This window comes from Tamlana crocina, from assembly GCF_012037625.1.
Window position 1 is genome coordinate 1 of sequence record NZ_JAAVJS010000020.1, and the last position, 16,400, is coordinate 16,400.

The following is a 16,400-nucleotide window of genomic DNA, read 5'->3' on the forward strand; positions in this document are numbered from 1 at the left end:
TTAAGGTGGTTATAGCGACGGGGCTCACCTCTTACCATTCCGAACAGAGTAGTTAAGCCCGTTAGCGCCGATGGTACTGCATTTGCGGGAGAGTAGGTCGTTGCCTTTTTCAGGACCCTTCACTTATCTAAGTGAAGGGTCTTTTTTTTTTTTTTTTTGTACTGTTTTGGTCTTTACTGCAAAATGGCTATCTTCAAGCTTTATTCTTCAAAAACTAATGTCCGCCAACAGAGAACTAGACTTAGCCTGGAATTTTGTGAATTTTACTAATCGTTCTATGTTTTTAACAGGTAAAGCTGGGACAGGCAAGACAACCTTTTTGCATCGACTAAAAAAAGATAGTTTAAAGCGCTTAGTTGTTGTTGCTCCCACGGGAGTAGCAGCTATAAATGCTAAAGGTGTTACCATTCATTCATTTTTTCAGATGCCTTTCGGGCCGATTCTACCTGATACCGATTTGAATGCGTCCAATGGATTCAATAGAAAATTCAGTAAAACAAAAATCAACATCATTAAATCAATGGATCTGTTGGTTATTGATGAAATAAGTATGGTACGTGCTGATTTGTTGGACGGGATAGATCGAACCTTGCGCCGATTCAGAAACAGAAATAAAGTTTTCGGTGGGGTGCAAGTACTCATGATTGGCGATTTGCAACAACTTTCACCGGTAATTAAGGAACAAGAATGGGAACTGTTGAAACACGTTTATAATAATGGGTTCTTTTTCAGTAGTCATGCTTTCAAGCAATGTAATGCAGTAACCATTGAGTTAAAACATATTTACAGACAGGAAAGCCCGAAGTTTATAGATATACTCAATGAGATAAGAAACAATCAACTTTCAGAGTCGTCGGCATTTGAATTAAACAAACGATTTATTAAAGATTTTGTTCCCAAACCGGATGAGGGTTATATTTCGTTAACCACACATAATAATAAGGCAGAAGCGACGAACAAATCGGAACTGGAAAAGATTCAATCGAAGTCGAAAAAGTATAAGGCTATAATCGATGGAAAGTTTCCGGAGTATTCATATCCAAACCAAGAGGTTTTAGAATTAAAAGTTGGGGCGCAAGTCATGTTTGTTAAAAATGACAGTAGCCAAGATAAGCGTTATTTTAATGGTAAGATAGGCAAGGTTATTCACTTGGATTCAGATGAAGTTGTGGTGCATTGTCCAGATGATGATTTTAATATTATAGTGACGCCTGAAATTTGGGAAAATATAATTTATAATGTTGACCCAGATACAAAGGCCATTTCTGAAGAAAAAATAGGTTCTTTTACCCAAATACCTTTGCGCTTGGCATGGGCTATAACCATTCATAAAAGTCAGGGCTTAACATTCGAGAAAGCAATCATTGACGCCGAAGGCGCCTTTGCACACGGGCAAACTTATGTGGCGTTGAGTAGGTGTAAGTCTTTAGAGGGGGTGGTTCTAAAAAGTAAAATCCATTCCAATCAGATTATAAGCGACGCACATGTTACTGCATTTAATGAAGATGCCGAAAACAATGCACCAGATGAAACTATTTTAGAGAATTCCCGCAAAGAATTTCAATTGGACCTAATTGAAGAACTCTTCGGTTTTTATGAACTAATATATCCTGTAAATCGGATTTTAGACATTTATTATAAGAATCGTACTATTGTTGAGGGACCAGTTGAAAAGGTGTTTCTTAAAATAAAGGACACATTAACGCATTTTTTAAAAATAGGAAATGGGTTTAAAAATCAACTCAAAGAATTATCAAATCAATACAACGAGTTACCAGAACAAAACGAGACCATTCAGGATAGATTTAAGAAAGCCATAACCTATTTTAAAACTGAAACAGAAACCAAAATAGCAGAACCTTCAAAAAGTTTTGGATTCACAACCGACAATCAAGCTGTAGGCAGCGAAATAACTAAACAGCTCGATAATTTTGAAGAGTTGTTGGATATAAAACAGTTGTATTTCAATAAAATTTCAAATGGTTTTAATGCTAATCTGTTTTTGGAATTGAGAGCTAAAGCCGTTTTTAATACCAAACAACAACCTAAAAAGAAAAGAACAAGCGTTGTTGAGGGGACAAGTAACGTTGAACTTTTTGAGAAGTTGCGGTTGCTCAGAAACAATATTGCACAAGAAAAGGGCTTGGTGCATTTTCAAGTGTTTACCCAAAAAGCCTTATACGACATGTGTGAAACTTTGCCAACCGATAAAGGTGAACTAATAAAGATAAATGGCATGGGTAAAACGCGGGTAGAAAAATATGGCTCGGCTATTTTGAAAGTGATTAGGACATATTGCGAGGAGCATGATATTGAAATTTCGGGTAATGCTGAAATTTTTGAAGAACCAAAGAAAACGAAGAAGAAAGTAGACACCAAACAGGAATCCTTACAATTATTTCAATCGGGAAAGTCTATTGAACAAATAGCGGAAGAACGTGAACTTACTCCTAATACAATTTTCGGTCATTTGGCCAGTTTTATTGAATCGGGAGAAGTAAAAATAACCGATTTAATGTCTGCTGAACATTATGACGAACTCAAGACTATAATTCCCAAAAAAAGCTTTGAAGGCCTATCGGATTTGAAACAGCAACTGGATGATAAGTATAGTTATGCCGAATTGCGCTTGGTTGTAAATGAATTAAACAATTAAGTCAAGCTTTAATGAGCCTAACTTAATTGTTTTTCATCTTAAATTATTCCGTTTACCTTAATACGACAAATCTTTTCGTTTCCGTTTTTCCGTTATTGCTTACCTTAACCAGATATACACCGTCTTGATATTTTTCATTCAAATAAATGGTTATTTCAGATTTATTGGTGAAAGATTCTGTGGAAATTTCCCTTCCTAAAGCATCAAAAATAGAAAGAACAGTTTTATGTTCGTCAGCATTAAAGAATTCTATTGTTAATTGTTCTTTTGCTGGGTTGGGGTAGAGCTTAAAGTTAAAGGTTTGCTGTTCATCAATGCCCAATGTGCCACAATCTTCTTCATTAGTATCGGGATTGTTTTCGGGGTCGTTATCATCACAATCGCCCGCTACAGTGGAATAACTATCGTTGGGCATTTGGCAAAGCGTTTTATTGGTCATTACATTATCTACGCCATAGCCATCGCCATCGCCATCAAAATAGTAAACCTGTAATTCGCCCTGAATATCGACCATAAATGTTTCAGAGGAACCGTTTCCTTGGCCATCATTAACTAAAATAGTTACCATTGTGTTTTCTGTTATTACAGTACTGGCAGCTGGTATTTGATTGATATTTACGTTGCCCGTGCAGTTATCGGTAACATCAACAAAAGAAGAATAATCGGGAAGGTAAACAGTACAATTTTCATTCCTATCGAGAAGTTGATTTTCAATAGGGCTAATTAAAGGTGCAACATTGTCTTCTGGGATGATTTTGAACGATATGGAAGATTTGTTGTTTGAATCATCCGTTACCGTTAAAATAACGTTTGTAGTTTGGGTAATCTCTGAACCAATTTCTGGGTACTGTTCAATGTTTAGGTTCCCTGTACAATTATCTGTTATTTCAGCTATACGACTATAATCTCTTACAATGATTTTACAATCTTCATTAAAGTTTTCAACTTGGTTTCCTATGTTGCTGATTTCAGGGGAAACGTTATCAATTATTTCCACATTAATAGTTTTTGAAGCAGTAATTCCGTTAAAATCTGTTACCAAAACATTATAAGTTCCGCTTCCAATATCTGCTAAATCTTTCGGGTCTGTTTCTAAATCGTCCGGAGCAGTTCCATCATTATCCCAATCGTATGTGTAGGGCGGAGTGCCCCCAAGAATGTCGAGTTGGATGTTTCCATCTAAAGATTCAACACAGGTAGCGTTTTCAACTTGTGCCCTAATTACCATACCTTCAATGAAAATGGCGGTTAAATTTTTGTTTGAATCCATAGTTATGTTTTCAGTGTTATTGAAACTTTCCAAATCACCTTCCCAGCGGTCGAAAATCCAACCAGAATCAGCATTAGCAGTTATCGTAATTTCAGTTCCGGATAAATAAACACTGTTTTCGGGGGTAATACTTATATTTCCATTGCCTTGGGTATTTATGGTAAGGTCGTACTCTTTTTGTTCAAAAACTGCAGTAATATTTTTGTCACTGTCCATTATAACGCTTTCTGAAATTGAAGTGCTCGATAAATCGTTTTCCCACCTATCGAATCGCCAGCCGGCACTTGCAACGGCGTTGATTGTTACATTGGCACCGTTTTCAAAATAACTGGTTCGGGGTAAAGTTTCAATAGTACCGTTTCCAGATGAAACCGTGGTTAACTTGAAATATTCGGTTGTAATATCTTCCTCCGAAGGTGTGTTGTAGCAAACGGTATTTGCTTCGGTAATGGCACTTTTGTTATTTACATTATCAATAACAACAGGCGCAATGCAATATGACGAATTTGGTTCGCCTTCAAAGGTGAATATGTCTTCAATTCCCAAAACCTCCGAAATTAAATTGAATTCACCGCCGTTTTCCGAAAGATATACTTCGTAGCCCATAATTCCGCTGCCACCACTATCATCGGAAGCATTTATTCCAAAACTTTGGATGGTTTCAAACTCTAAACTATTATCGGTAATGGCTTCGAGTACAGGCGGAGCGGCATCAATAATGTTCACAGCTTCGTTGGTAGCAATGGGTTCGTTAATATCAAAAAAGATATTTGCAGAGGCTTTTAGCTCATCTCCAGTTTGTGTGGTGCTTTTTGCTTTTATGGAATAGGTTACAAAACCTTCGCCAGCCCCATTATCATCATTAACAGGTAAAAAGCCTTTCAATGCTTCGTACGGAGGAAGCCCTGTTTCGGAATCTATGGATTGGAAACTCCAGAACAATTCAGAATTAACAAGATCCAAACCGACAGAAACATTCACGTCCATACCAATTTCTTCGGAAAGGTTTAACCGTGTACTATAACTTGATAAACCTTCCGGTACATCAAAAACATATTTACCAAATCCAAAACCAAGAAGCCTAAAGCTAGCAGGATTAAAGTTATCATCCAGTTGTTGCCTGATGACCACTCTTTGAGCAGGAGCAGTGGCATTATCGGGATCGTTTTCAAAATTGATGGTATAATTTAATGTTTCTGTATTAGAAACAAACTTCTCGGGGCCAAAACCTTCTGGGCCAATAATTTCGTTGGGGTCGCAGGAGCCCACTACGGGTTTGCAAAGTGTGTTTTGTAAACCACAGAGGGCTATTCCCGTTAACCCCACACGAACACTTCCTGTAGCTATATCAAATGCCCCAGCCCCGATGCAAGCGCCCGTTGATGCATTAGAATAATTGTCATTATTAAGAGATTCAAGAGAAAGCCCGCAGCTTATAGCGCCTGCACCACATGAAATCACTGCAATGGGGCAAGCGAGTCCGCCTGTTAAAGGGCATAACCCTAAACTGTAAAAACAGCTTCCAGCAGATACGCCACACCCAAGAGCCGCAAAAGAGACATTACACCAACTAGGTGTGCCATCACCGCCACCGCCAGTAGCCGAACAGTCACCCTCTGGCCCAGGTGGGCTATCTGGATTATTCGGAGGGTTGTTGGGGTCATCCGGATTATTTGGGTTGTTGGGATTATTCGGATTGTCCGGGTCGTCGTCGTCATCAAAATCAGGGTCTCTTTCTGGTTCTGGTTTTGGGCAAGGCGTTCCTGGGGGAGCGCCTAAAATGCTGCCGCTTGAACAATCAACGGGTTTAGGGTCGCAATTTTCACCAAAAGCACAATCTGGGAATGGATCGGGATATGGATCGTCGTCCTCACAACCTTCATCTATAAGTCCGTTACAGTTATTGTCTATGCCATCATCACAAATTTCCTCACCGGGGTGGATCAGGCTATTATTATCGTTACAGTCGCCGTCACATTCGGTATAGCCGTCTCCATCATTATCTACTTCGTTACAAGCGTCGCAGTCTTCATCAATTTGTCCATCGCAATCGTTATCTTTTCCGTCAAAACATATTTCTTCAATAGAAGGATTAATGGCTCTGTCGGCATCATTGCAATCGCCTTCAAGTTCGGTATAGCCGTCGTTATCGTTATCTATTTCATTTGAAGGAATTACACCATCACAATTGTTATCCTTGCCGTCTTCTATTTCTGGTGCGCCAGGGTAAATGGTACTATCATAATCATTGCAATCGCCTTGGCATTTTGAATATCCGTCGCCATCCAAATCCTGTTCAACCAAGGGAATAATACCATCGCCATCATCATCAAGTCCATTGCATATTTCGTTGCAATTTCCATTTTCTGGGCATGCGCAATCCACGCCATAAGTACAGCCATCAGGACCATCTGGCCCTTTGTTACCAGGGAGTATATTTCCATAGCCAGGTCCGCCAGGCCCACCAATACCTCCTTTTCCGGGGCTTATGTATTGGTTTCCGGGGCCACCACTACCACCGGGAGAGCCATCTTCACCAATACCACCGGGTGCTCCGGGCACGCCGTCTTCTCCCAAACCGGGTTTATAGGCCGTAAAGCAAATGGCTAGTTCGTTATCGTTGATTTTTTCAATTGAGAATGTGCCGTTGTAAGTATAATTATAAGAGGTAAATCCGTCTGTGTTTATTACAAAGTTTGAAGCATTAAACCCAACTATACCTTCTGATGCTTTTAGGATTGTCCAGCATTTATCAACGGCTGGGTACCATCCGGCCAAATAGGTTGGGGAGTTACTATAATCAAGACTTTTAATGTTGATTGTAAATGGGTTTTCGGGCGTAGATTCAATATTGAGCTTCCCTGATAAGCTGATAATATCATGGCCTAAATTGGCGCCTGCTACACCATTATATTTGTTGATTTCCCAATTATAATGACCGCCCGGACTAAAAGTAGCATTTGATGCCCGTAATATATCGGGACCTTGAACACCCGGAGCGTATGTGCTTTGGTTTAATGACACAGCTTCTGGGCAATCATCACATTCCAAATCTACGAGTAAAGTATCGCTGGCTTTCAAGAAGCCATACTCTACATAGTTGTTCAGCATTATTTTTGCAAATTCAGTTCTGTTTTCAACCAAGTTTCTGTTTTCGTTAAATTGGCTGGGGTTTTCTAAGGCGAGTTGCCTGGTGGTTTCTATGTTGTCGAGTGCGTTATAAAGTATTGCTTCTTCATTTCCACCAATAACCCTGGCCCGTAACGGGAAGGTGTTCCCCGAAAAATTAGCGATATAAACGCTTGCGGTCATAACCTCACCGGGTTTGAAATCTCTAGCCGTAAACGGTATAATGTGATAGCCACCATCAGATTGATAATCTGGCATGTCTTCCAGTCTGCCGTAAGGGTCGGTTACTGAATTTTTTTTCAGTTTTCCACTTACATTTATTTCTAAAATCTCAACATTATCGAGCATTGCCAATTCTGCCAATACCGCTGGAACATTAATATTATTGTCGTTTCTAATAATGAATTCGAAAAATGCGCTTCTGCCTCTCCGTAGCACGTCAGGGGAGAGGATGTCATAAATCAAATTAGTGTAATCAGTACTTTGTTCAACCGTTATGGCTTGGTTTAGTATAACTGTGGAATTATCTGGATTTTGAATTTCGAGGTCGTAGGTGTCGAGGGGAACTTCAGATAAATCCCATAAAAGTTCAGCTTCCATGCTACTTTTTAAATCGACGGACAAAGCACTATTTACAACCGAACCATTTTTTATAAGCCTTGCCACCATGCCTGCTCTAAATCCTGCACCGGTAATATCGGTACTTACCTTACCATTACCCACCGTATTCGGTAAAACGGAGAGTAAACTAAAATCCAGTAGATTGGCGTTTATGGTTAGCGTTTGCAGCGCAGATAAATCGGTGCTGATCAATAGATAATATTCTCCCGCTTTGGTATTGGGCACTAAAACACGTTGGTCTGTAGAATTGTTATAAATGCCTTGGAACTCAAAGTTGTTTGGAGTTGGAATGTTTTCGTGCGATACAAAAACATTATTGCTTCCGGTATCTCGGGTTGATTCTACATCAATAATTAAATCTTTACCTGCTTCCACTAAAATTTTATAATACAGCCAGTTTTTATGATCTAGGTTTTTAATGGTAGGAGTACTTAAAGGCAAATCCCTCACATTGAGTGCTATGGTATTCTCAGTGGCCAAACCATTGTTTTCAAAATTGCTTTCGCTTATTGAAGATTGAATATTGGTGCGGCCAATACCATAATAATCGCCGGGGAATAAATCCCTGATATTTCCTGTAAGATCGAAAACTCTAGTTTCGCCGGGATTTAAAGTGATTGAAAAATTGTTCGAGCCAATTAATGAAGCTAAAGCACCGTTGTATTCTGCGTTTTCTGATAAGTAAAAGGCATTGGCCAAGTTGCCTACAGCAGTGTTTTCTCCAATATTGTTCACTGTGATTTGAGAATCGAATGTATCGCCTAAAAAGGCTTGAGAGTCAGTATTTATGGCATCAATTTTTAAATCGGAAGGATCTTGTGCTTCTATTGAAACCAGTTGATAGGTTTCGTTATTGGTTTCGCCATTTTCAAAGCCTTCGTAAATTTTGTTTGTAGAATCGGTCTTTCCAATTAAATAGTAGTTGCCCAAAATGCGGTTAGGAACTTCTAAAGTAATTTCTAAAGTTGAAGATTCGCCAGGCGCCAAAACAATTTCCCTTGGCGGACCGCCCATACGTTCACTTTTGGAAGTTACATTAGGAAGCGAACCCAAATAAAAAGTATCGTGCCAATACTGTTTTGTTACGCCCAAACCTTGATTTTTCACCGTATAGTTTACAGTGAAACTTTGCCCGTTTACTAAGTTTTCGGGAGCACTTATATCGGTTATAACCAAGTCGGCATGTGGCGGTAGCGTAATTTGAATGGGGCTATATAATTGATTGTTTAATTTGTTTTTATCCTCATCGAACCGATTATCAAAGTCTGCCCATAAAATAATGTTAAAGTTGCCTTCAATGCCATCGGGTATTTTGAAGGTTTCGCTATGGGTAATATTTGCCCCACCTAGTAATTTAGATGTTGACCGTTGCCCGAGATAAAAATCGTCTGCACTAAGTTGGGTGTCAAAACTTAAATAAATTCTGGTTACAAAAGATGTATTGACGTTTGATGTTCCAAGGTTTTCAATGGTCCAACCAATAGAGGTGTTATCTCCAGAATTTACCAAACCTTGAGCATCGATATTGGTTAAGGCAATATCAATATCAATAGGGGCTGGTTCAGGCGGGTTAACAATCGTTGGAGAGTTTAATCCAATGGATGCATTATTAATTTTATTATTGAGTTCATCGATTTCAAATACTTTATCGTAAGCATCAACATAAATGAAAAAATAAATGTTGTTGGGAACCGATAAAGGGAGTGTGCAAGTTCTTGTATATTCTAAGGTTTCACCAACGTTTATTGCCCCGAAGATATTTTTGGTATTGAGTTCTTTGACCGTTTTCGGGTTCCACTCGGGACTTTCAGACCAAAACACTCTATCACTTCGAGGATCAGACGCGTTATCACCAATATTTTTAACCCTATATTTTAAATTGAAAGGTAAACTTCGGGTAATGGTTTCAGGGTACGACATGGAAACGGGTATTAAATCGGCTCGATTATCCAAACTCACATTTATAATGCCGCTTCTAATAGTATCATTTTCACTTGTTTGAAATTCAAAAATTTTGTCGTTCACATCAGTTATCACATAAACATAGTGGTCACCTTCTAACTTTTCGGGAAGTTTAAAATCTTTAGTAACGGTATAGTCCATGCCATTTTCAAAATCTCCGGTAATACTCTTTCCGGCAATGGAAACTTCCGCCTTTTGTAGAAAAATATTTTTTCCCAATGAAATGGCTTCATTGGCATTGAAAGACGACTCTTTAGAAATGAATACTTCGTCTGTCCATGAGTTTTTTAATGGCGGATTTATACCTTGGTTTTCAACGGTCCATGACACCGTTAAATCTTGATTTGCCGTAGCCTCGTTGGGGGTGTTTATGGATGTTAAAGCTAAATCGGCCGGAGGTCTCAAAACAATATTTATGGGGTCGCTTCTCAAAATATTGTTCGAGTAAGTGGGCTCGTACATGCCCATAAAATTGCTGATTACGTAAATGTAATATTCACCAAAAATATTATCCGGAATTTCAATTTCTTTGGAATAATTGTAACTGCTGTTTATTTCAACATAATCGTTTATAACGCACATACCCCCTGGGCTGTTGCCCAATGAAACTAAATAGTCTTTTAGCTTTATGGCTGTAGCGAACGAAAACGTAGGGGATTCCGATATATAAATAGCGTCGTTCCAATGGCGTTCAAATACGCACGGGTTGTAATCAGTATTTTGCGGAATGGGTGAAAACGAAATGGCAGATGAGCCACCATAACCGCCCGAGTTTCCTCCCGATTTAGGGGCAAAACCAACATTTAAGGCGATGTAAGGTGGTTTCCACCAAAACCCTCCAATGGCCGTTCGTTCACCAATATTTTCAGCGGAATATTGAATGGTTATCTCATCGCCAGAAAAAGCATCGGTAGGTGCACCTATACTAAGCATACTCAAATCTGGAGCAGGCGGAATAGCTATAAAAAGCTTTTGGTAAAAGAGGTTGTTTTGTTCGTCTATCTCACTTAAATCTGCTCCGTGCGATTTTCTGTCGTTTACGCAAACACCGTTTTCTGTTCGGCAGTATCCATCAACATTATCGGTTATGATAAATAAATAATACGAACCAACATGGTTTAATGGTATGTTTACTTGTTGTGTATTCGTGTACGACTCACCTGGGTTTAGAGAGGAAACGCTTGTAAATTCACCCAACAACGTATCGTCTCCTTGGCGAAGGTCTAAATCTGGGGAAAGGTAAATTCTGTCTTTCCAAATGGTATTCTTGGTGCTGCCATTACCCATGTTGGTGACTTCCCACGATACCGTTATAGAGCCACCACCAACAGCATCTGTGGGCATGGATACGTTAACCAAAGTTAAATCGGGAGTGCCAGAAGGTGTAAAGTTTAAAACAGGGCCAGGAGTTTCGAAGCAAGAATTTTTTGCGACTACCTGCCAAGAATATTCAGTAGCAGGGGTTAAATTTCTAACGGAATATGAAATGGCCTGTAAATTAGAAACTATTGGTGTTTCGCTTTTGGCTTCATTGCTTGGCCATACATAAACGTCGTAATACACGCTATTGGCACTCGGCGACCACGATAAATTTATGGGCTGCACCAAGTTTACCGAACCGTTGCTCGGAATCATGTTTGAAACGGGAGCAGGTGGCGAGGCTGGAATAACATTAATAGTAACGGTATCTGAAAACGTACAGCCATTGTTATAGATACCCTCAACCGTGTACTCCATATTGGTGCTTGGCGCAACGGTAATGCTATTGGAATTCGAACCAGTGGACCACGTTTGCGCATCGGAATTGTTTACCGAAAGTTGAATGGACTCACCAAGGCAAATGGTGGTTACCGTTGAAGTTTCAATGGTTGGTTTTTGAACAATGTTTAGTTCAAACCATTCCGAAACGGCTTCGCAGCCCAAATTGTTTTCTATTTTTGCTTCATAAAATCCGGGCAGGGAGGTGGTAATTTCGGCTGAAACGCCCATATCGTAAAACTCATCTTCGTATATTCTTTTCCACTTAACGGGAATGTTCAGTTGTGTACTGAGTACGGTTTCGGTTTTCTCACAAAGCAGATTTCCAGAATTTGATTGAATAATAGGAGTTTCTCCCGGATTGGAAATAACTAAAGAAATGGTACGTTGAATGGGGCATCCGTTTGGCGATGTACCCTCTTCAATGGTGTAAGTGCCGGCAGTATTGAGTACTTGCCCGGCGACTTCGTAGGTGTCGCCCTCACAGATAGTCACTTCTTTATATGTTTTTTGGGTTTCCAAAACCGTAATGGTTGTAGTGTCAGATTCACCAAAAACAGTATAGGTTAAGGTATATTCGCCCGGGGGCGCACTGGTAGAGAATATATTTCCGTTTACAAAATCGCCCGACCAAGTTCCGCCCGATGGCGTTCCATCAGGTAATGAAAGGTCCGATTCATTTTCACATATATTATCTAATTCGGGAGCTGTTACCGGCTCAGCATCCTCAACAACCGTAAAGCTATCTTCAGCGGTATTGGTACAGTTGTTTTCTTGATATTCGTAGGTTATCGTGTATATGCCAGGTGATAGCATCGACGGGTCTATGGATGTGATTGGTGTTTCGGGTGCGGTATTGAAATAATAAATTCCACCGGAAGGTTGCCCCATATCCAGTTGAACTACGGCATCGGTAGTGTTTATATTTTCAAAAGGTAAATTAAGCGATACTGTTGGGAGCGGGGTAACGGTAACAGTTACTTCCTTAGTATTGGTACAACCATCGGTGTTGGATATATCTACAGAATAGATTGTGGTTTCGGAGGGGGTAACCGATATTTCTGAAGTAGTTTCTCCTGTGCTCCAAAGATATGTGTTTCCTCCCGAAGCCGTTAGCATAGTTGTTTCTTCAGCACAAATGGTAACATCTGCTGATATTGAAGTAATTGGTTGCGAAAAATGGGTTATGCTTTTTGAATTGTCATCGTTTGTATTATCAATATCGTTGGGAATTATGGTATAGGTGTTTATGTTATAGGTTTCTTCAGAAGAAAAATCGACTGTTTGCGTAAACGTATAAGTAGTGCTATTGCCCGATAAAAGGTTCAGGTTATTTACCGTTTCAATTATTGTAGTACCACCATTGATGCTGTAAGCCACGTCGAGACTGGTTATGGTTGGGTCTCCATAATTGGTGATTTCAACTGTAATGCTTTCATTTGAATTTAAATCGCAACCCGAATCCGGTGAGGTGATTGCCGAAACCCCAACATCGTAGTTAAAAATAGTATTTTGAAATGAAGTATAAGCAGGAAGCAAGTATAATTCGCCGTTTTCGTTAACGGCGTATTCAAAGAATGAAAAATAATAAATGGTTGAAGGGTCTAAGCCCGATAGGCTGAAACTATTCCCAAAGTCGTTGAAAACAACAAAATTGCCATTGCCTAAATCGTCTCCGTTTCCAAACGTTGAACTGGCATTGTATGTGGTAAAATCGGCTGGGGCTGCGTTAACGGCACTGCCCTCTCGTGCTATTACAAGCCTACGTGTTCCATCTCCTGGGGAAAAACTTACATCAAATGAGCTTAAATCTATATTTGTGAACTGGGCATTTGAAACTTGTACGGTTGGTCGCTCGCCAAAGGTTTCTAGGGCAAATTTATACCCAGGTCTTAGGTATGATTTAGCATTGCTTCCATTAAATTCGAACAAAGCAAAGTGATAGTTTTGGGATGATTGTAAATTGGTAATATTTACATTAGTTCCCGTACCTGCATACAGAACGTAATTGCCAGAACTACCAATTTCATAAGTACCATTGTAGAATCCTCCTGGGTTTGCATTGTAATTGGTAAAATCTTCAGGTTCTACGGAAACAGGCCCGTCTTGTCGGCCAATTAAAAGTCTGTTGGCTCCATCACCTTTGGTCCAAGAAATGTTGATGCTTGAAGTGCTTCTACTACTAATAAAAGCGTTGCTGGATTGAACCGTTGGGGTGCCAAGCGTTGCCTGGCTCGCCTCATAAGGCGGGTTTCCATTGGTGTCGTTACCAGTGAGGTAGAAGGTCTCGGTGCCGTTTCCGTTGTACTCGAACACTTTGAAGTGGTAGGTGGTCTCCGGTTGAAGCCCATATACCCAGTTGCCGCCGTTGGTGCCGCTGTGCATAACGAACTCGCCAGGTGCGATTTCGTCTCCGCTGCCAAAGGTTGTGCTTGCCGCGTATGAGGTGCCATCAACGGGCACGGCCGTTACGGGGCTTCCGGCCTTTGCGATGACGATTCTTTTTTCACCGTTTCCGAACCATGATGATGAAATATTCCTGTAGAACCTATCGCCATCCACGTTGCTGAAGTTCATGTTTGTGGTGTTCAGCGTGGGGTGTGCGGTGGTAGCTTGGCTGGCCGTAGCACCCGGAGTGGATATGGTTGACGTGGAGTTGAGGTACAATCTGGAATTACCGCCATTGTACTCGAACAGGGCAAAATGGTAGGTGGTGTTCGGCTTTAGGTTATATACGAAATCGCTGGTGCCGTTGCCCTCGTAGAGGGCGAAGTTTCCCGTTCCAATTTCAGTGGAAGCCGTCCCAAAGCTGCTGCTGCTCGCATAGTTTATTGGAGCTTGGGGCTCGGCATCAACGGGGCTGCCTTCGCGCCCCACTAAAATGCGCCCCTGTCCGTCACCGGGTGTCCAGCTAACGGTCATGCTGCTACCGATGACGTTGCTGAACTGGATATTACTGGCCTGAACGGTGGGTGCGCTCAGGGTAGATTGGTTGGCCTCGAACGGTGGATTTCCTTCGGTGTCGTTTTCGGTAAGGTAGAACGTCTCGCTGCCCTCGCCGTTAAATTCAAACACCTTGAAATAATAGGTGGTATTTGGCTGAAGGCCGTACACCCAATCTCCGCCACCCGTGCCGCTGTACATCACGAACTCGCCCGGCGCTATTTCCTGTCCGTTGCCAAAGGTGGAACTGGCGCTGTATGAGGTGCCATCAACGGGCACGGCCGTTACGGGGCTTCCGGCCTTGGCGATGACGATTCTTTTTTCACCGTTTCCGAACCAGTTAGAGGAAATGTTTCGGTAGAACCTGTCGCCATCCACGTTGCTGAAGTTCATGTTTGTGGTGTTCAGCGTGGGGTGTGCGGTGGTAGCTTGGCTGGCCGTAGCACCCGGAGTGGATATGGTTGACGTGGAGTTGAGGTACAATCTGGAATTACCGCCATTGTACTCGAACAGGGCAAAATGGTAGGTGGTGTTCGGCTTTAGGTTATATACGAAATCGCTGGTGCCGTTGCCCTCGTAGAGGGCGAAGTTTCCCGTTCCAATTTCAGTGGAAGCCGTCCCAAAGCTGCTGCTGCTCGCATAGTTTATTGGAGCTTGGGGCTCGGCATCAACGGGGCTGCCTTCGCGCCCCACCAAAATGCGCCCCTGTCCGTCACCGGGTGTCCAGCTAACGGTCATGCTGCTACCGATGACGTTGCTGAACTGGATATTACTGGCCTGAACGGTGGGTGCGCTCAGGGTAGATTGGTTGGCCTCGAACGGTGGATTTCCTTCGGTGTCGTTTTCGGTAAGGTAGAACGTCTCGCTGCCCTCGCCGTTAAATTCAAACACCTTGAAATAATAGGTGGTATTTGGCTGAAGGCCGTACACCCAATCTCCGCCACCTGTGCCGCTGTACATCACGAACTCGCCCGGCGCTATTTCCTGTCCGTTGCCAAAGGTGGAACTGGCGCTGTATGAGGTGCCATCAACGGGCACGGCCGTTACGGGGCTTCCGGCCTTGGCGATGACGATTCTTTTTTCACCGTTTCCGAACCAGTTAGAGGAAATGTTTCGGTAGAACCTATCGCCATCCACGTTGCTGAAGTTCATGTTTGTGGTGTTCAGCGTGGGGTGTGCGGTGGTAGCTTGGCTGGCCGTAGCACCCGGAGTGGATATGGTTGAAGTGGAGTTGAGGTAAACCCTTCCGGAGCTTCCGTTGTATTCAAATAGTGCAAAATGGTAGGTGGTGTTCGGCTTTAGGTTATAGACAAAATCGCTGGTGCCGTTGCCCTCGTATATCGCAAAGTTCCCCGTTCCAATTTCTGTTGAAGCTGTCCCGAAACTGCTGCTGCTCGCATAGTTTATTGGAGCTTGGGGCTCGGCATCAACCGGGCTGCCTTCGCGGCCTACCAAAATGCGCCCTTGTCCGTCTCCGGGCGTCCAGCTAACGGTCATGCTGCTACCGATAACGTTGCTGAACTGGATGTTACTGGCCTGAACCGTGGGATATGTTAAAGTGGAGTGATTAGCCTCTAAAAAACTAGAAGTTAAGTATTCCGTTGAAAAATCTTGTCCGTTGTATTCAAAAACTCTAAAATAGTAAGTCGTGCTGTGGGTTAAGCCTTCAATATAAAGAAATGATGAACCCGTACCATCGTAAACTACAAATTCACCGTTAGCAATTTCATTTCCTAAGCCAAAAGCTCCAGCATTATAATCGGCACCATTTGTTGGAATTGCGGTAACAGGCGATTGAGCTTTTGCAATTATAATGCGTTTAGCGCCATCACCTGGTGTAAAACTTACCCGAATTCTGTTGCCATCGGTTTCAACAACAGAGAAGTTTGTTGCAGCCATTGTTGGTGCTTGAGCCGTTCCGTAAAAGGGTAGCAACAATAAAAAAAGAAACGTATAAAATATTTTGTGGTGGTTGATTACTTTCATGACGATGCATAGCTTTATAATTTGATTATCATATCATGGTAGAAAAGGGAAAATTATTTTATTTGTAGTAGGTTT

The 16,400-nt window shown here is 41.6% G+C and carries 2 protein-coding genes and 1 rRNA gene; 2 read left to right on the top strand and 1 reads right to left on the bottom strand.

The features are described 5' to 3' along the window. Window position 1: 1 nt before the first annotated feature. Together rrf and HC176_RS12935 are read left to right on the top strand one after the other, a co-directional pair. Window positions 2–109, top strand: a 5S ribosomal RNA gene (gene rrf / locus HC176_RS12930). A gap of 108 nt (window positions 110–217) precedes the next feature. Continuing rightward, entirely contained in the window at window positions 218–2,656 is a 2,439-nt protein-coding gene (locus HC176_RS12935; RefSeq protein ID WP_167918949.1) for a helix-turn-helix domain-containing protein, read from the top strand. Between the two features lie 52 nt (window positions 2,657–2,708). Here the strand turns inward: HC176_RS12935 and HC176_RS12940 are convergent, their stop codons facing one another. Continuing rightward, the gene (locus HC176_RS12940) at window positions 2,709–16,325 is read right to left on the bottom strand and encodes a CARDB domain-containing protein (protein WP_167918951.1); all 13,617 of its coding nucleotides are present in this window, start codon (window positions 16,323–16,325) and stop codon (window positions 2,709–2,711) included. Window positions 16,326–16,400: the final 75 nt, after the last annotated feature.